The 19,670-nt window shown below is 38.3% G+C and carries 15 protein-coding genes; 8 read left to right on the top strand and 7 right to left on the bottom strand.

Features of this window, described 5'->3' with window-relative positions:
• The first annotated feature begins 108 nt into the window (after positions 1–108).
• Positions 109–3,384 (top strand): ATP-binding protein, encoded by a 3,276-nt coding sequence (locus tag EPA86_RS17730; protein WP_140605719.1) that lies wholly within the window; start codon positions 109–111, stop codon positions 3,382–3,384.
• 60 nt (positions 3,385–3,444) lie between these two features.
• Here EPA86_RS17730 and argR read toward each other — a convergent pair whose 3' ends face one another.
• Entirely contained in the window at positions 3,445–3,918 is a 474-nt protein-coding gene (gene argR, locus EPA86_RS17735; RefSeq protein ID WP_140605720.1) for a transcriptional regulator ArgR, read from the bottom strand.
• A 278-nt stretch (positions 3,919–4,196) separates the two neighbouring features.
• On the opposite strand from argR, the gene mdh reads away from it, so the two are divergent.
• On the top strand, positions 4,197–5,132 hold the full coding sequence (gene mdh / locus EPA86_RS17740; protein ID WP_140605721.1) for a malate dehydrogenase: 936 nt from the start codon (positions 4,197–4,199) through the stop codon (positions 5,130–5,132).
• Positions 5,133–5,240: 108 nt separating this feature from the next.
• Here the strand turns inward: mdh and EPA86_RS17745 are convergent, their stop codons facing one another.
• A complete protein-coding gene (locus EPA86_RS17745; RefSeq protein WP_140605722.1) occupies positions 5,241–5,648 on the bottom strand; it encodes a bacteriohemerythrin in 408 nt (135 codons plus the stop codon).
• Positions 5,649–5,867: 219 nt separating this feature from the next.
• Positions 5,868–6,839 carry an octaprenyl diphosphate synthase gene (ispB, locus tag EPA86_RS17750; protein ID WP_140605813.1) on the bottom strand — a complete coding sequence of 324 codons (972 nt, stop codon included), beginning with the start codon at positions 6,837–6,839 and terminating at the stop codon, positions 5,868–5,870.
• A 242-nt stretch (positions 6,840–7,081) separates the two neighbouring features.
• Here ispB and rplU point away from each other — a divergent pair, with 242 nt between their 5' ends.
• From rplU to EPA86_RS17775, 5 genes are all read left to right on the top strand, one after another.
• The gene (rplU, locus tag EPA86_RS17755; RefSeq protein ID WP_140605723.1) at positions 7,082–7,393 is read left to right on the top strand and encodes a 50S ribosomal protein L21; all 312 of its coding nucleotides are present in this window, start codon (positions 7,082–7,084) and stop codon (positions 7,391–7,393) included.
• Positions 7,394–7,409: 16 nt separating this feature from the next.
• The gene (rpmA, locus tag EPA86_RS17760; RefSeq protein ID WP_118959172.1) at positions 7,410–7,667 is read left to right on the top strand and encodes a 50S ribosomal protein L27; all 258 of its coding nucleotides are present in this window, start codon (positions 7,410–7,412) and stop codon (positions 7,665–7,667) included.
• 170 nt (positions 7,668–7,837) lie between these two features.
• Positions 7,838–8,995 (top strand): Obg family GTPase CgtA, encoded by a 1,158-nt coding sequence (gene cgtA, locus EPA86_RS17765; protein ID WP_140605724.1) that lies wholly within the window; start codon positions 7,838–7,840, stop codon positions 8,993–8,995.
• Between the two features lie 87 nt (positions 8,996–9,082).
• Positions 9,083–9,574, top strand: a complete 492-nt coding sequence (gene folA, locus EPA86_RS17770) for a type 3 dihydrofolate reductase (RefSeq protein ID WP_140605725.1) — start codon at positions 9,083–9,085, stop codon at positions 9,572–9,574.
• A gap of 276 nt (positions 9,575–9,850) precedes the next feature.
• Positions 9,851–10,528 (top strand): hypothetical protein, encoded by a 678-nt coding sequence (locus tag EPA86_RS17775; protein WP_140605726.1) that lies wholly within the window; start codon positions 9,851–9,853, stop codon positions 10,526–10,528.
• Between the two features lie 288 nt (positions 10,529–10,816).
• Here EPA86_RS17775 and EPA86_RS17780 read toward each other — a convergent pair whose 3' ends face one another.
• From EPA86_RS17780 to folE2, 3 genes are all read right to left on the bottom strand, one after another.
• Positions 10,817–12,247 (bottom strand): FAD-dependent oxidoreductase, encoded by a 1,431-nt coding sequence (locus EPA86_RS17780; protein ID WP_140605727.1) that lies wholly within the window; start codon positions 12,245–12,247, stop codon positions 10,817–10,819.
• A gap of 30 nt (positions 12,248–12,277) precedes the next feature.
• Complete coding sequence (gene gltB, locus EPA86_RS17785; protein ID WP_140605728.1) at positions 12,278–16,738, bottom strand: glutamate synthase large subunit; 4,461 nt, start codon at positions 16,736–16,738, stop codon at positions 12,278–12,280.
• 569 nt (positions 16,739–17,307) lie between these two features.
• The gene (gene folE2, locus EPA86_RS17790) at positions 17,308–18,234 is read right to left on the bottom strand and encodes a GTP cyclohydrolase FolE2 (RefSeq protein ID WP_140605729.1); all 927 of its coding nucleotides are present in this window, start codon (positions 18,232–18,234) and stop codon (positions 17,308–17,310) included.
• Between the two features lie 313 nt (positions 18,235–18,547).
• Here folE2 and EPA86_RS17795 point away from each other — a divergent pair, with 313 nt between their 5' ends.
• The gene (locus tag EPA86_RS17795; RefSeq protein WP_246058468.1) at positions 18,548–18,904 is read left to right on the top strand and encodes an Hpt domain-containing protein; all 357 of its coding nucleotides are present in this window, start codon (positions 18,548–18,550) and stop codon (positions 18,902–18,904) included.
• A gap of 61 nt (positions 18,905–18,965) precedes the next feature.
• On the opposite strand, the gene arcA is transcribed toward EPA86_RS17795, so the two are convergent.
• Positions 18,966–19,670, bottom strand: a complete 705-nt coding sequence (arcA, locus tag EPA86_RS17800; RefSeq protein WP_140605731.1) for a two-component system response regulator ArcA — start codon at positions 19,668–19,670, stop codon at positions 18,966–18,968.

Genomic DNA, 19,670 nt, shown 5'->3' on the forward strand with positions numbered 1-19,670 from the left:
TGGTAAGTAAAACCATTAACAATACATATTTCCCTTGTTTCAATAGCTTTACTGCATTAAGTTAGAGTTATTCTATTGACTCCACACTGGTAAGCTAAGGTTAGCCTTTTGTTTAATCAAGCAACAAAAAACACTGTTTTTAGGCGTTATAATATTGCGGTAGTTGTTGCTTTTATTGCCATAATTTTAATTGCTCTATCACTCGCAACGCTACGCTACTACAATGAGCTTTCTCAACATAAAGCTGATGATTTACAGTCACTTAAAAGCGAGGCTGAGCAGTTAAATACTATATTGACACAGTCTGTATTTGCCATTGATGGCATTCAAGAGTTTGCTCAATATACTTTAGAGTCTCCTCAACATGTTAACCCGCCTTTTCCACAACTCGCCCAAGATGGTAAGTTCTTTTATTTAGACAAAGCTAAATATGATGTTATTCAGCGTGGTAGAAGACTTAGCGCTAATATTACTGGTTTTGGTCAAGTGGAGGAGTTTAGTGAGCTGAAAAAGCGTGAAATTGCTATGGCTAATGCGTTAACGCCTGCCTTTATTTCGGCACAAAAAATCATTGAACAAGCAACGTGGTTCTATTATGTGTCTTATCAGCAATTTGTAAATTTGTACCCTTGGGTAGATAGAGACATTTGGCAATATAATAATGAAATGTTAACTAACCCTCATAACACTGCTTTACGTCAATTAACTGAGTATAATAATCATATCGTTTGGTCACCCCCGTATTTAGACTCGGCTGGTAGCGGCATGAACGCCTCACTGGGTAAAGGTGTTTTTTATCGAGGAAAACTACTTGGCTCAGTCGTTATTGATATTAACTTAGCTCGCTTGCATCAGAGCTTACCGACATTAAATCAGGCTAATCAAGGTTATGTTTTATATAACCAGAATAATCATATTTTTCTTTATAAACGGTTAGGAAAAGGGCCGTTAACTTATAGAGCTTCATGGCAAGAATTGCTGCCTGAATCACTTAGTGAATTGAGTGCGACAAGCCTTGAGCAATCGGGTGACTCTGTTAGATTTGGTGACTGGTTTATTGAGAAGCAACCGTTAGCAGTGAATGGTTGGATTTTATTAAAATATCAAGATTATGATGACTTTACTCAGCCACTTCGTAGTCGATTTATTTTCATATTTGCTTTGCTCTTTATTGGTTTGCTGGCTTTTTTAATGTTAGTAAATGCCATGACACGAAGAACCTTTATTGCTCCTACCACGGAGTTTATCCGTCATATTGAATATTGTGCGCAAGGCGACCCTGGCAAAATTAAACCTAGCTCAGATTGGTTACATTGGTTTCAAGTGGTGGAAGATATTTTTACTCAAAACCGTAGCCTTTTACTGCAATTAAGGGAGCAAAACGACGTTCTAGATACTCGAGTTATTGAGAAAACTATGGCGTTACAAGAAACGAGCGCCAAGCACCAACGAGATTATGTGTTGTTACGCTCAGTAATGAATGCCATCCCAGAACTCATTGTTTTTAATGATCCGCAAGGGTTAATGATAGGTTGTAACCAAGCGTTTGAACGAATAGCCAAGCATCAAGAACAGCAAATGTTAGGTAAAAAGGCCGTTATCTTTATGCCGAAAGCTTTAGCCGCTGAAATAAATTATCTTAATGCTAACTTTGAAGAACAATACCCTCAACAAGCATTAATTGAAGCTGGCGCATATATCTATCAGGGCTTTTGTAACCAGTTTATCAATGAGCATGATGAAGTGTTGGGAACTATCACCATTTTACGAGATGTGACGAAGCAGCATGCAACGCAAACCGCATTAGAAAAAGCGAAAGATCAGGCGGAATATGCCAACAAAGTTAAGATTCAATTTTTGGCAAATATGAGTCATGAAATTAGAACGCCTATTAATGCTATGCAAGGCATGATGGATTTACTTTTGACTACTTCTTTAAATACTCGACAGCATCACTACTTAACAAATGCCCAAACAGCTTCTGTTACCTTATTGCATTTGGTTAATGAGCTATTAGATTTATCAAAAATTGAAGCGGGTAAAATGGTTATCAGTAAAGAGCCTGTGAACCTTGCTCAAGTCATTGATAAAGCGCTCAAGCTTAATGTTGTCAATGTTGACCATCAGCGTGTTGAGTTATTAGTTGAGGTTTCCCCAGATGTGCCCAATGATGTTTTCAGCGATGAGATGCGCTTGGTACAAGTGATTGCAAATTTATTTAATAATGCCATTAAATTTACCGAGCAAGGTAGTATTTCATTAACAGTTGATAATATTGGTAAAGGTGAAGATAACGTTTTAGTACGTTTTCGAATGAAAGATACAGGTATTGGTATTGCTAAAGATAAACAAGGCTTATTGTTTAAAGCATTCAGTCAGGCTGATGAGTCTATGACTCGCAAATATGGTGGCTCTGGTTTAGGTTTATCTATTTGCCAACAAATTATTAAGTTACTTGGCGGTGAAATTAGCCTTAAAAGCGCACTTGGTGAAGGTAGCGAATTAAGTTTTGTGTTGCCGTTCAAATTGGCCAACTCAGAAATTAAACCTGAGCCTCAAGAGGTTAGTATCTGTAATCTTAAGCAAAAATTAACCAATAGTTTTATTGATACAATTATAGATAGCGGGGCAAAGTACTATTATTTTGACTCCGTAGAGGCGTTTTTGCAGCAAAGTATTCAAGAGCCTATTGTGTTGTTAGTTGATGAAAAAATATTTGAATTAGAAAATGCTTTATTGACAGTTTGTTACGACAGAATTTCACTCTTAGCTTTGTGCCATGAAGCTATGGCAGAGCTATCACAAGACACTTCACACCATATTGCTCAATTAAGTATGCCTTATACTTTGCTCGACCTACCACTGTACCGTTTTACACTGTCACAAATATATGCCGTCCTTGATGATAATAGTAAGCATGAGCAAAATATTTATGAGCCTAATTTATTAGGTAAGAATATAGATAAAGTTATACCTGATGATGACAAATCAACGGCTACTATGGGCGAAGAGCTGTCAGGTGTGCGTATTTTACTGGTAGAAGATAATTTAGTTAATCAGTTAGTGGCGAAGGAACTTTTGTTGAATATGCATGCTGAGGTCACAATTGCTGATAATGGACAACGAGCTTTAGATTTATTAGCACAACAATCATTTGATATCGTGTTGATGGATATTCAAATGCCTATAATGGACGGTTTAACAGCAACTAAAAAAATAAGGGAGCAAGCATGTTATCAAACGCTTCCTATTATAGCGATGACTGCACATGCGCGAAATGAAGATATTAAAAACAGTTTAGATGTAGGTATGAATTTGCATATGTCTAAACCTGTAACTAGGGAAAGCTTATGTCAGAGTATTCTCCAGTTATTAGAAAAATAGTGTTCTGTAATAGCGCACAATGTTTTGTATAAATTAAAACATTGTGCGTTGCATCTCAGTTTAGCTTAAGCTTTTTGAAAAAAGTAATTCAAGCTTATTAATAGTATCTTTAATTTTGGTTACGTCAGTCGGAGCGATAAAAATAGTGTCGTCACCGGCTATAGTACCTAAAACGCCATCACTTTTACTCAAGCTATCTAATAAACGAGCAATCAGTTGTGCCGCACCTGGACTAGTTTGAATAATGATCATGACGTCGTTATGTTCTATTTCTAAAACAAGTTGCTTTAGTGGGCTTTGTGCGGTTGGCACGCCAAGCTCAGCTGGTAAGCAGTACACCATTTCTTGGCGAGCATTACGTGTTCGTACTGCGCCGTATTTACTTAGCATACGAGAAATCTTTGACTGGCTAATATTATCAAAACCATTCGCTTTTAATGCATCAACAATCTCGCCTTGTGAGCCGAACTGTTCTTGTTTTAATAAATCTTTAAATGCTTGTACTAGCACTTCTTGTTTTTGTTGGCCGCTCATAATTTTCTAAAAAACCTTTCTAATTGCTTGTAATCAAGTTTTATACCAGTGAAAGTTGCTATACTTCAAAAGTTAGAATAACTGCACTAATACTAAAGTTGAGTTCTTTATTGTTATTTTTCGTTTTATTATACGTTATCGCACCGTAAGTTAATAATAATTGTTTTTTACTTGCTTATACTATATCGTTTGCGCAATAAATTTTACGTAATTACTCAACTTTTTAACAATGAGTGAATTATACTCTAATAAAACTCATAACACTTCGGAGAAATCACATGAAAGTAGCTGTTTTAGGTGCCGCTGGCGGTATTGGTCAAGCATTATCTTTACTATTAAAAACTCAATTACCTGCGGGTTCTGATTTATCACTATACGATGTAGCGCCAGTTGTTCCTGGTGTTGCTGTTGATTTATCACACATCCCTACGGCAGTTAACGTAGCTGGCTTTGGTCGTGATGATTTAGATGCTGCTTTATCAAATGCTGATATCGTGTTAATTCCAGCGGGTATGCCTCGTAAACCAGGTATGGATCGTGCGGATTTATTCAACGTTAATGCTGGTATTATCAAAACATTAGCAGAAGGTATTGTTGCAAATTGTCCTAAAGCTTTAGTGGGTATAATTACTAACCCAGTAAATGGTACTGTGCCAATTGTTGCTGAAGTTTTTAAGAAAGCAGGTACTTACGATAAAAACCGTGTATTTGGTATTACTACATTAGATGTAATCCGTAGTGAAGCATTTGTTGCAGAGCTTAAAGGCTTAAATGTTGCTGATGTGAAAGTACCAGTAATTGGTGGTCACTCAGGTACAACGATTTTACCATTACTTTCACAAGTTGAAGGTGCAAGCTTTACAGATGAAGAAGTTGCTGCCTTAACGCCGCGTATTCAAAATGCAGGCACTGAGGTTGTCAATGCAAAAGCGGGTGGTGGTAGTGCGACACTTTCTATGGGCGCAGCCGCAGCACGTTTCTGTATGTCTCTAGTTAAAGGCTTACAAGGTGAAGATGTAGTTGATTACGCTTACGTAGAAGTTCAAGATGGCGATGCGCCTTACTTTGCACACCCTGTACGTTTAGGTAAAGGTGGTGTAGAAGAGATTTTATCTTACGGTGAATTAAGTGCGTTTGAGCAAAAAGCAAAAGATGACATGCTTGAAACACTAAACAAAGACATCCAAGAAGGTGTTGATTTTATGGCTAACTAATAACATTTGTTATTAGTGCTAAGAAAAAACGCACGATTACTTGTTAAAAGTAAAGTGCGTTTTTTTTATGCTTAAAGTTTATTGTGATTCTAGTTATTATAAAAATTGTTATTTAGCGCCGCAGCTAATTAAAAACTGACTGTAATCTTTATCACTTTTTTGAATATGGTAAGTTAACCAGTCTTTTAAAAATTGCATGACTTGTTCAGTCATATCCATTTGGTAATGATCAAACTTATCTTTTAGCTCATTTAATTGAACAATCAATTCATCGTGCTGACGTTTATGTTCAATATTTTCTTGGTAACCGTATTTTTCGAATAACTCTTCTTCATAAGCAAAGTGCTTTTTTGTGTACTGAGTTAAATCAGTAAATGACTTTCTAAAGATATCTCGAGGATCTTCGAGACTCATGGCATCATTTAAAGTATTTATAATGCTTATTAACTCTTTATGTTGCTGATCAATACTTTCAATACCAACGCTTAAATCTTTTGACCAAGTAATCAGTGGCATAATACCTCCTTTATGGTAGCTATACCTCTATTTACAGCAAATGCCATATTTGAGATAGCCAATTATTATTAGTGGATACTTATAAGTTAGTTGCTGATGATAGAATGAACAATTTAAAGCTTATCTAGCTTGATGTGGATCAAAAAAAAATTGAGAAAGGTAAGGTTATTGATTTAAAAGAGCATTGGGACTAATACCAATGCTCTTAAAGATCTATCGTTAGGCTGTTCGATTTGCGGCAATATGCGCTAAATTTTCAAGGGCTTGTTTGTAAGGCGACTCTGGTAACACTTTAAGAGCGTTAATCGCTTTATCTGCCTCAATTTCAGCTTGCTTTTGGGTATAAACTAATGAGCCTGTTTCTTCCATTGCTTGTAGGATCTCATCTAAATGCTCCATACCGTTGCCGTGCTCAATAGCATCCCGAATTAACTGTTTTTGACGCTCATTACCATGCTTCATGGCGTAGAGTAATGGCAAGGTCGGTTTACCCTCGGCCAAGTCATCACCAACATTTTTTCCCATCTCTTTAGCGTCAGCGGTGTAGTCCATAATATCATCAACTAACTGAAACGCTGTGCCTAAGTATTTACCGTAATCAGTCATTGCTTGCTCAACATGTTCATCTTGATCAGAAATAACTGCCGCTAAACAAGTTGCAGCTTCAAATAATTTTGCTGTTTTACAATAGATGACTTGTAGATAGCTTTCTTCTGTTGTGTCGGGATCATTACAATTCATTAATTGAAGAACTTCACCTTCTGCGACAATATTGGTGGCATCAGATAAAATATCCATAATGCGCATATTGGCAAGCTTAGTCATCATTTGGAATGAGCGCGTATAAAGAAAATCACCAACTAAAACGCTGGCTCCATTACCAAATAAGGCATTAGCGGTTTCTCGGCCTCTGCGCATATTCGACTCATCAACGACATCATCATGCAATAAGGTGGCCGTATGAATAAATTCGATGATCGCAGCGATCGCGCAATGATCTTTGCCTGAATAATCTAGTGCGCGTGCAGCTAAAACTGTTAGCATTGGGCGCATGCGCTTACCCCCACCATTGACAATGTAAATGCCAAGTTGGTTAATTAAAGCAACATCAGATTGAAGTTGTTGATAGATTAAATCATTAACAACTGTCATATCGTCTTGTGCTAATGCTTGTATTGCTTTTACATCCATAATGAGAAAATCAATGACCGTTAAGTGAACTGTATAATATGCGACAAAGTTTACACGAAATTGGCGTCGAATGAAGTTTTCAAAGGCCTTAGTTTTAATTCTATTGAAGAAAATAATAAAATTTAGAAAAAAGAAAGAAATCATCATATTTATACTTGCCCTGCATCGTATCTTCGCGTAGAATTCGCGCCCTATATTTTTAAATTTAGCGTCATCATATATTGGCGCAGTACGGAGTAGCTATGTACGCGGTATTCCAAAGCGGTGGTAAACAGCATCGTGTAACCGAAGGACAAACAGTTCGTCTAGAAAAGCTTGAGCTTGAAGTAGGCGCAACAGTAGAGTTTGATAATGTTTTAATGATCGCCAATGGCGAAAACATCAATGTAGGTGCACCTTACGTTGATGGTGGTAAAGTAGTAGCAGAAGTAGTAAACCAAGGTCGTGCAGACAAAGTTACTATTGTTAAATTTAAACGTCGTAAGCATTCACGTAAACAAGCGGGCCATCGTCAATGGTTCACTGAAGTGAAAATTACTGGTATTAACGGCTAATTAGGAGCATTTTGACATGGCACATAAGAAGGCTGCAGGTAGTACACGAAATGGTCGCGATTCTGAAGCTAAACGCCTAGGTGTTAAGCGTTTTGGTGGCGAAACTGTTTTAGCTGGTAACATTATTGTTCGTCAACGTGGTACTAAATTCCACGCTGGTAACAACATGGGTATCGGTAAAGATCACACTTTATTTGCTTTATCTGACGGTAAAGTTCAATTTGAAGTTAAAGGTCCAAAGAATCGTAAATACGTTAGCATCATCGCTGACTAATTAAGAAAACGATTTGATAAAAACCTCGCTTCTAAGCGAGGTTTTTTTTTGCATAAATAATCATTTAAGCTCAGCATGTGATTAATTAATTTAGATCATTTGGTATCAGATCTAAATCGTTTATACTAGTACAGGTTAATGTACTAACAAGTTAAGGTTGTTTAAACACCATGAAATTCGTTGATGAAGTTGAAATCAGAGTTGAAGCAGGCGATGGCGGCAACGGCTGTGTCAGTTTTCGTAAAGAGAAATATATTGAATTCGGCGGCCCTGACGGCGGCGATGGTGGCGATGGCGGTGATGTATACCTTATTGCCGATGAAAGCTTGAACACCTTAATAGATTATCGTTTTGAACGTTTTCACCGTGCCAAACGTGGTGAGAATGGCCGCAGCCGTAATTGTACCGGTAAAAGTAGTGATGACTTATTCTTAAAAGTACCAGTAGGCACGCGTTGTATTGATGAAGATACCGGTGAGCAAATAGGTGACTTAACGGTAAAAGATCAAAAGCTTATGGTTGCTAAAGGTGGCTGGCATGGTCTGGGTAATACACGTTTTAAAAGCAGTACTAACCGCGCGCCAAGACAAAAAACAGATGGTACTGCAGGTGAAATCCGTAACTTAAAACTAGAGCTACTTTTACTTGCTGATGTAGGCTTGTTAGGTTTACCAAATGCGGGTAAATCAACGCTAATTCGCAGCGTTTCAGCGGCCAAGCCTAAAGTAGCAGATTACCCCTTTACTACACTTGTTCCTAACTTAGGCGTGGTTCGTTTAGATTCGCAACGTAGTTTCGTGATTGCCGATATTCCAGGTTTAATTGAAGGTGCAGCAGACGGTGCAGGTTTAGGAACCCAGTTCTTAAAGCATTTAGAGCGTTGTCGAATATTACTTCATGTTATTGATGTTATGCCAGCAGATGGCTCTGATCCATTAGAGAATGCCAAAACAATTATCAGTGAATTAGAGCAGCATAATGAAAAGCTGGCAAATAAACCACGTTGGATAGTTTTTAATAAATTAGATCTTTTACTTGAAGAAGAAGCGGAAGAACTAACCAACTCGATTCTTGAAGGATTAGATTGGCAAGGTAATGTCTTTAGTATTTCAGCGTTTAATAAAATGGGTACTGAAGAGTTATGCCAAAGGGTGATGACCTTTATTGAAGAGTTACCAGATGAAGTTGAGGAAACCGTTGAAGACAAAGCTGTTGAGTTTAAATGGGACACCTACCATCAAGATGCCATGGATGACTTAGGCGATGATCTTGACGACGATGACTGGGATGAAGACGATTATGATGTTGAAGTTGAGTATCGTCCCTAATTATTAAAAATTCTAAAAAAGGCTGTAATTTGTTAAATTACAGCCTTTTTTAATCGCAAATGATCAAAACATATATTTAGGATCAATATGACAATTTTATCTATGATAGTAGCCACTGCTGCTGATAATGTGATTGGTAAAGACAATGATATGCCTTGGCACTTACCGGCTGATTTGGCTTATTTTAAGAAGGTAACCTTAGGCAAACCTGTAATTATGGGCAGAAAGACTTTTGAGTCTATTGGTAGGCCATTACCGGGACGTCGAAATATTGTTATATCACGTGATGAAAGCTATAAAAGAGATGGTATTGATACGGTAACGTCGGTTGAGCAAGCATTAGCACTTGTGCAAGATGTTGAAGAAATCATGGTAATTGGCGGTGGCGCAATTTATAAGCATTGTTTACCTGCGGCAACTCGACTTTATATAACTCATATCAAAGCAAGCATTGATGGTGATACGCGTTTTCCTGAGTACGATGATGGCAGCTGGCAAAAAGTCAGTAGTGAAGTACGTGACAGTGACGATAAAAATGCTTATGAGTTAGACTTTTGTGTTTATGAAAAACGCACTTAACCGTTAAAAATAGTCGAAAATTCAACTGTTTTATAAAGCTCAATACTTAGTGGTATTGAGCTTTTTTTTGGTTTACAGTACCTATTGTATACAAAATTGTAATGCCATTGTTATTCTGATTTTTGTGGTAGGTGAAAAAATGAATCTATTGGGGAGTAAGGAAGTTGCCGTTTTGATTAAAGTGTTTTGTTGTATTTTCTATCTCGGAGTAAGCTTTGGTGCGCACTCGCGGAAGAACTTAAAGTAAAAGAGCCGGAAAAAGTAAAGACTGTACCTGTGAAAAGCCGAATAGAATTAAATAAATTTAGGGAAGCTAATTCTTTCTACCTTCTTGAGTCTTCAATAGATAAAGATATTTGTTCTAATGTTTTAGCTAGCTTAAACAAGCCTAGAGAGCATAACTTTATGAAAAATAAAGAAAGCCTGAGAAAGGGGGAGGGAGGGTTAGTCAATTTGGGGTTGCCTGAAATGCTGATACAAACAGAGCTAAATCTCCCAAGAACTGTTATGCATGGAAAAAATGCAAACTCGTCGCGTGTTGAAGAATTTGTGGTTGATTTGAATAAAGATGGAACCAATGAATTTGTTTATCGCTCTACCGGGTATTTATCTAGTATTTGGGTACATTCTTTTTACTTGCTAACAGCTGCATATGACAGTAAAAAATATTCTCGTTTTGGAGAGTTTATGATGAAACAGCGAGAGCTGGGTAATGTTTCCAATTTTTTGTGGCAATGGCAAGAATTTAATGATCTCGAATCGGGTAATTTTGTAAGGACATTCGGCTCACAGGTAATATATGAGTTTATCGAGTTTAACAAACAATACTACCTCCTCGCTACTCGCTCGGTAATAAAAGAAAATTCACCCATTCAAGTGGCTGTGGTGCAATTAGGCAGCGCTAGTGACATTTATCCTGCATGCCTTTTTGAAACAAAATTTATCGTTAATTAGTGCTAAATGTTCAGTTAGTATCTATGGTAAAAAATGGCAGAATTTTCTACAGTCTAGTTTCAGATAATTACGAGGTACCAGCTCGTCAATTGCTTTATAAAGACAATAGTAAACAAGTGCTTGATATTATAGTTAGTGATTTTAACGCTAACAGTTAATTATTAATTAATCATAACGTAAACATTAAGCTAACATGAAACAAAGCTAAACTAAAAAGCCGATAGCTTAAGCTATCGGCTTTTCTTTTATTACCTTAGTTTGCTTTGTGGCACTTAGCCAAGGCTAATATTATGGCGCCAAAACATAATCTAAAATACCAATCGCGGCTTTGCGGCCTTGATCAATGGCGGTAACAACTAAGTCTGAGCCGAGTACCATATCACCTCCAGCAAAGATATTTTGCTTACTGGTTTGTAAGGCAAACTCAGTATTATCTTTAGCAATAACACGGCCTTTAGGGTCAAGTTCTACACCTGCATCAATCATCCACTTTGGTGGGCTAGGTAAGAAACCAAAAGCAATAACCACAGCGTCAGCTTCCATAACAAATTCAGACCCTTCGATAGGCTCAGGGTTGCGTCTACCATTAGCGTCTGGTTCGCCTAGCTGAGTTTTAACGAACTTAACGCCAATGGCTTTACCATTATCATCAACGGCGATATCAAGCGGTTGCAGGTTGAACTCAAAGTTCACCCCTTCTTCTTTGGCGTTTTGTACCTCTCGAGGTGAGCCAGGCATGTTAGCTTCATCACGACGATACGCACAAGTCACTTCTGTTGCAGCTTGTCTGATAGATGTACGGACACAGTCCATAGCGGTATCACCACCACCAAGTACCACAACCTTTTTACCGCTAAAGTTAACGTATGGCTTGGCTTGGCTAGAGTTGTCGCTGGTGATTTCCATCAGTTTTTGGGTATTACCAATAAGAAAGTCTAAAGCATTATAGACACCAGTCGCACCTTCGTTTTCAAAACCGCCACTCATATCCTTGTATGTTCCCAAGGCTAAGAAAACCGCATCATATTCTTCACTGATATCTGCAAAGCTAACATCTGTTCCCACATTGGTATTTAAACGAAACTCTATACCCATGCCTTCTAATATTTCTCGGCGGGTTTGAATAACACCTTTTTCTAACTTAAATGATGGAATACCAAAAGTCAGTAATCCACCAATTTGCGCGTGTCTATCATAAACCACAGCATCAACGCCATTGCGGGTTAATACATCAGCACAAGCAAGGCCAGCAGGGCCTGCACCAATGACAGCTACGCGTTTACCTGTTTTAACCACATGGGATAAATCAGGCTTCCAACCTTGCTTAATAGCAGTATCGGTAATGTGTTTTTCTATATTACCGATAGTGACGGCACCAAACTCATCATTTAAGGTACAAGCCGATTCACATAACCTATCTTGTGGGCAAACACGACCACACATTTCGGGCAAACTATTAGTTTGATGACATAGATCTGCCGCTTCAAAAATTTTGCCTTCAGTAACTAATTCAAGCCATTGTGGAATGTAATTATGGACAGGACACTTCCATTCACAGTATGGGTTTCCACAATCTAAGCATCTGTCCGCTTGTCCGATACTTTGGTCTTTACTTAGTGGTTGATATATTTCTACAAAGTTTATCTTACGATCGGCGATTGATTTTTTAGCTGGATCGATTCTTTTTACATCAATAAATTGATAAACATTTTTACTCATAATATTTTTCCTCTGTTATCAACTTATTAATTATTGCGCTTGAACACGAAGTTCAGCACTTGAGCGACTGCGATGGCCAAGTAAGGTTTTCACGTCAGTTGCTTTTGGTTTAACAAGTTTGAACATAGGTGCAAAGGTATCGAAATCATGCAATATTTCGTGTGCTCTTAAGCTACCTGTTTCTTCAAAATGTTGATTGATAATGCCGCGAAGGTGTTCTTGATGTATCGCGAGTTCGTCAATGGCGAGCATTTCGATAGACTCTTTATTTAAGCGAACATCAAGATCATCAGCTTCGTCTAATACATAGGCAAAACCACCTGTCATACCCGCACCAAAGTTGACACCCACTTTACCTAAAATGGTAACGACGCCACCGGTCATGTATTCACATGCATGGTCGCCAGTACCCTCAATAACCGCATGACAGCCAGAGTTACGTACAGCGAAACGTTCGCCAGCTCGACCACAGCCATATAATTTACCGCCTGTAGCCCCATACAAACAGGTATTACCCATGATCATAGTTTTATGACTTAAGTATTCGACACCACGTGGTGGTTTGATGGTTAACTTACCACCGGTCATGCCTTTACCTACATAGTCATTAGCATCACCAGTTAAGTTCAGGTGTAAACCTCCAGCATTCCATACGCCAAAGCTTTGCCCAGCTGTGCCTGATAAATGGATAGTCACAGGGTAAGCTGCCATACCTTGGTCACCATGATGACGAGCAATCTCACCGGATAAGGTTGCACCTACTGAACGATCAGTATTTTGAATGGTAAAGCGATATTCACCACCGCTATTATGTGCAACGGCATCTTGGCATGCTGCTAATATTTGTTGATTTAACTTACCTTCATCAAATGCAGTATTTTCCTCAGTTTGATGTAATGCGGTATGTTCACCGGCTACAACAGGTGCGATAATAGGCGATAAATCAAGTTTTTGCTGTTTAGCACTGATACCTTCAACTTGTACTAATAAGTCGGTTCGACCAATAATGTCTGTTAAGCTTTCAACACCTAACTTAGCTAAAATTTCGCGGACATCACGAGCGATAAATTTAAAGTAGTTCATTACCTGATCAGGCAATCCTTTAAAGAATTGTTCACGTAAAACATCATCTTGAGTTGCAACACCTGTTGCACAGTTATTTAAATGACATATTCTTAAAAATTTACAGCCTAAAGCAACCATAGGTGCAGTACCAAAGCCAAAGCTTTCTGCTCCTAAAATAGCTGCTTTCACAATATCCACACCTGTTTTTAAGCCGCCATCAACTTGCAAGCGAACTTTATGACGCAAACCATTTTCTACCAATGATTGATGCGCTTCAGCAAGACCTAACTCCCAAGGACAACCCGCATATTTTACTGATGTTAAGGGGCTAGCAGCGGTGCCACCGTCGTAACCTGAAATGGTAATAAAATCAGCGTAAGCTTTGGCTACCCCTGAGGCAATAGTACCTACACCCGGGCCAGAAACTAATTTAACGGAGATAACCGCTTTTGGGTTAACTTGTTTTAAATCGAAAATAAGCTGAGCTAAATCCTCGATTGAATAAATATCGTGATGTGGTGGAGGTGAAATTAAGGTTACACCTGGTACAGAGTAACGAAGCTTAGCAATTAGTGGTGATACTTTATCTCCGGGTAATTGACCACCTTCGCCAGGCTTAGCACCTTGCGCAACTTTAATTTGTAGCACATCAGCATTAACCAAATAATGTGGTGTTACGCCAAATCGACCTGAGGCAATTTGCTTGATACGAGAATTTTTAACGGTACCAAAGCGGCGTTCATCTTCACCACCTTCACCTGAATTGGAGAAGCCCCCTAAACGGTTCATTGCGATAGCTAAGGCTTCATGTGCTTCTGGGCTTAATGCACCAATAGACATTGCAGCAGAATCAAAGCGCTTAAACATTTCCGTTTCACTTTCTACTTTATCTAAGCTGATTTGCTCAGTGCCTTCTTTAAATTGCAATAAGTCACGCAGCATGGCGATTGGGCGTTCATTGACCTCTTCGGCAAATTTTCGATAGTCGCTGTAGTCACCATTTTGCACAGCACGTTGTAGGTAGTTAACGACATCAGGGTTAAATGCATGATACTCGCCACCATGAACGTATTTTAATAATCCGCCATGATTAACTTTTTGATGTGGTAAGAAGGCTTTTCGCGCTAAGTTAATACCATCTTGCTCAATATCTTTAAAATTAGCACCTTTGATTCGACTAGGTAAATCACTAAAGCACAGTTCCATAATGTCATCATTGAGGCCAATTACTTCAAATAAACCGGCACAACGATAACTGGCAATAGTTGAAATGCCCATTTTAGATAGAATTTTGAATAGGCCTTTATTGATACCTTCGCGGTAATTCACAATAGCATCACGAGCTGATAAATTAATTTGACCTTGCTCTACAAGCTGCTCAATAGTTTCGAATGCCAAGTACGGGTAAATTGCTGTTGCGCCTAAGCCTAAAAGTACGGCATATTGATGAGAATCACGCACTGAAGCGGTTTCAACAATAATGTTAGAGTCACAGCGAAGCTGTTGATCTACCAACCGTTTTTGTACCGCTCCGACTGCCATTGGTGCAGGTATCACTAATAAACCTGGATGAATTTGTCTGTCAGATAGAACAAGGATTACCGTTTCTTTATTTCTGACTAGATCTTCTGCTTCATTACAAAGACGAATAATAGCGGCTTCTAACCCTTCTTCAGCATCGTAATTCAGTGTTAGGGTGTCTGAACGATAATGCTCAGGATCTAATTCTTTTAACTGCTTTAAACCGGTATACATTAAAACAGGTGTGGAAAATAACATACGATCAGCGTGACCTGATGTTTCATTAAAAACATTATGCTCACGACCAATACAGGTACCCAATGACATTACGTATCGTTCACGAAGCGGATCAATAGGTGGATTTGTTACTTGGGCAAATTGTTGACGGAAATAATCGTATAAGGTTCTTGGTTGTGATGACAATACCGCCATTGGTGTATCATCACCCATAGAGCCTGTAGCTTCTTGACCATTTTCTGCAAGGGTTTTAATAACTTGATGAATTTCTTCATAGCTATAATTGAACATTTTATGAAATTGCGCCATTTCTTCATCAGAAAAGACACGTGTGCCAATTAAGTTGGCTTCTAGTTCATCAAATGGTACAAGGCGTCGAATGTTTTTGTTTAGCCAGTCACGATATGGGTGACGTTCTTTAAGGTCGTTATCGATATCAGAAGAATTAAATAGTTTACCAGTGTAGGTATCTAAAGCGAGCATTTCACCAGGGCCGACGCGACCTTTTTCAATGACTTCATCTTCGCCATAATCCCATATACCGACTTCAGAGGCTAAAGTTATAAAACCATCTCGCGTAATAACATAGCGAGCAGGGCGTAGTCCATTTCTATCTAAGTTACAGGCAACATGACGGCCATTAGTCATAACAACCCCAGCAGGGCCATCCCATGGTTCCATGTGCATGGAGTTAAACTCGTAAAAGGCGCGTAACTCGTCATCCATTAATGGATTGTTTTGCCATGCAGGAGGCATAAGTAAACGCATAGCGCGGTATAAATCCATACCGCCTGCTAAGAAAAGCTCAAGCATGTTGTCTAATGAAGAAGAGTCTGAACCGCTTTGACCAACAAATGGTGCAGCATCTTGTAAATCAGGTAATAGAGGTGACTTAAAACGATAAGTACGTGCACGACTCCACTGACGGTTACCATTAATGGTATTAATTTCACCATTATGTGCTAAATAACGGAACGGCTGGGCCAAATGCCACTGTGGTGACGTATTTGTTGAGAAACGTTGATGGAATACACATATGGCAGTTTGCATACGTATATCTGCAAGATCTAGGTAAAAGTTAGGTAAATCTACTGGCATCATTAAGCCTTTGTAGATGGTTACTAAACAGGAAAGGCTGGCAACATAGAACTTTTCATCGGTGATACGCTTCTCTGCACGACGACGTGCCATGTACAAACGACGTTCTAGATCTCTATTTCTCCAACCTGGAGGTGCATCAACGAATACTTGCTCTATCTTAGGTAAGTTCCCTAGGGCAATTTCACCTAAAACCGATGTATCTACTGGCACGGTTCTCCAGCCAATTAATGTTAAGCTTTCATTAGCTAGCTCTTCTTCTAGTACCTTTTTAGATAATGCAGCTTCAATAGGATCAGGATTTAAGAAAATCATACCTACAGCATATTTCTTACCTAATTTCCAATTGTTGTCTTCGGCAACTGCACGGAAAAAACTATCAGGTTTTTGTAGTAGTAAACCACAGCCATCACCTGTTTTACCGTCGGCAGCTATACCGCCGCGATGTTGCATACGATCAAGAGCAGAAATAGCTGTCTTAATAAGTTTATGACTGGTTTCACCTTGTTGATGGGCTATTAAGCCAAAGCCACAGTTGTCTTTTTGGACGCTATGATCATAAAGCTGCATTTTTTTCTCCTAAAATAAATTCGACTTACTCACAGGACGAATAAAAAAGAATAAAGGCATGGAAAAAATGCATAAATACTCTTCTTTAAAGTAAGTGGAACTTTCAACATTACCCACTTATAGCAGAAAGGTCAATTAAAATAGAGCTTTTGCTCGTAATTTATTTTCATTAATTGTAAGCTTTTAATTAGTTTAAGCTTTAAGTGATATTTTTAAGTGTCTGTTTTTGCGGGTTGTTTTGTTTTTGTTGGTGTTTTGCTACCAAAAAAAGAGTTTTATATTGTAATTTTATTACATTTTGATTGGTTATATAGTTTTAAGGAATATTCAGTATTTATTCAATTGATGGTTTAAGCGGATTGATTGTTATTGGTAGTGAATAAAAGCTAAGGCGTTAAAGATATTCTCTCTTATTGCAAAAAGCCAGTTCGTCATAAGCGCGAAGTATTATAAGTACAATGAGACTCTGTAGAATACTTAGCATCTTCAGATTATGATTTTCAAAATTTAGTGATAAAAAAACCAATAGCAAGACTATTGGTTTTAATTGGAGAAGAGCATTACTTTGCTTATGGCTGGTAGCCACCACTTATGCCCTTAGTCGTGATGCTCACAGCGTCATGGGCATGAAGAGATTCGAGGTGATTGATTTTAAGCCAAAAGTCATCGTATTGTGTTGCTAGGTTCATACTGTGTTGTAATCTCCTAGCTGCATCTTCACAAAACATTAAGTTTTGCCCATTAAGGCGTGCGAATTCTTGCTCGTCTTCACGTTTAACTGCTGCTTGTACTGGTGTTTGAAGTGAGTCTTCGATGAGATCAACTAAGCTAGTGATAGGGAAGTCACTTACTTGGCTATTCAATTTCACTTTAACTTCGGCAACAGAGCGCTGAGAATGAGGTGTTGCCACAATCCCTTCTGTAGTTCCTAACCATTCATGCACATCAGCTAAAGCAAGCTCACTTTGCTTAGAAAACTTATCTTGAAATGCTTGCTGAATTAATTGTCTCGCAAGCGCGGCTGAACAAGGGCATGTTGACGAATAGCGAACATCTATGGCTAATTCAACAGTAAGCTGACCTTGATTAAGTAAACCTGTAACGGTAACAGGGTAGGCTTTCCAGCCTTCTTTGCCACTAATGAGTGATTTTCTTCGTAAATGATATTCAAAGTTAAATTGTACCTTAGCTTGATCTGATAAATCATCGTGGCTCGAAATAAAGCCATCTAGTAAAGTAACCAAACTTTGGTAAGTTAATGTACCGTTTGTAGAAAGTTCATCTAATAATAAATATAAGCGCGACATATGAATGCCTTTCGCTTGTGCTTCTTTAAGGTTTACAAAAGCATCAACGTGAGCTGAAACCATACGCTCTGCTTCGCCTTTTGAGGCAACCATAATTGGCATTTCTATATTACTCATGCCAACCCAATCAAGTGTACCTTCGGTTTGGGCTCTAGTATGGTTTGCAATATCAGGCATTGATGTCGGCATTACGGCTCCGCATAAATCAAAAATATATAAAATAAATAGGTAGGTATAAATCAAAAAACCTTAGTACCCACCACAAGTAAATCTAAGGGCGCATATTCTAGCTTATTTTTTAATGCGGATCATTATTGTTCTAACTATTGTTGCGCTTTGGTTAGTGTAAATGGCTAGATTATCTAAATAACTCTTTATTTTACATAGAGATAATAATAATTGTAAATAATGTGTTGGTGAGGTGGTTTGATGATTTTGTTGCTTGTTGAAGTGTCTAAATTTAGGTAAAGTGGTGCTATTTCTGTTTGAGAATGGGGTTGTTGTGAATTCAGAGCAAACAATACCACTATTAGATATAGCGCTACTGCAAGGGTATATAGATAGTTTAGGGAAAAATATTGTTGAGCAAATGTTTGCTTTATATCAGCAGCAAGCTCAAGTCTATTTGGCTGACATTGAAAAAGCTCAAGGTGAGGATGCTAAAGAAAGTTGGCAAGAGCATTGCCATAAAATGAAAGGGGCTTCAGCGAGTGTAGGTCTATTACAGCTTCATAAAAAATTAGTGGTACTGGAAAAGACATCAGCGTCGCAAGTGGAAAAGGCTGAGTTATTAACACAATTAAAGGAAGAAAACGCTCTTGCACTGCAAGCGTTTGAAGAATGGTTAACGGCTGTTTAAATCTGGTTAATAAATTAAAAAGGGTGGCTAATAGCCACCCTTTTTAGTTGAAACTTCCTGATTAATCTAAAGTACCAACAAAGCGGTAACCTTCACCGTGTATGGTGTTGATCAATTCGTTGGCATCTTCTACAGATTCAAAATGTTTACGTAACCTTCTAATGGTTACATCAACTGTTCTATCATTTGCTCTTAAATCTCTGCCAGTCATTTCTTTGATTAGTTCCTGACGAGAGATGATTTTCCCAGCATTTTTAATCAATAAGTTTAAGGCGCGATACTCGCCTCGAGGGATGGCAATGACTTCACCTGTTGGACTAGTCATTTGGCGAGAGTTACCATCTAGCGTCCACTGATTGAAGGTAATGATACTATTAGCCTCTTCATCAGGCTTTTGTTGGCCTATTCTACTAAGAATATTCCTAGCTCTTATGGTTAACTCACGCGGATTAAAAGGTTTCGTAAGATAGTCATCAGCACCAATTTCTAAACCTAATACTTTATCAATGTCACTATCTCGGCCCGTTAAGAAGATTAAACCTAACTCGCGATTATTGGTTAGCTCACGAGCAAGTAATAAACCATTCTTGCCTGGCAGGTTTATATCCATAATAACAAGATTGATATTGTTTTGCTCAAGCTGCTGAGCCATGGATTCACCGTCGATTGCTTCAAATACTTGATAGCCTTCTGCTTCAAATAAGTTTCGTAAATTGAATCGAGTGACATCTTCATCTTCAACGATGAGAATTTGGTAAGTTTCCAT

Origin of the sequence: Litorilituus lipolyticus, from assembly GCF_006439335.1 — a bacterium.
Taxonomy (GTDB): Bacteria; Pseudomonadota; Gammaproteobacteria; order Enterobacterales; family Alteromonadaceae; genus Colwellia; species Colwellia lipolytica.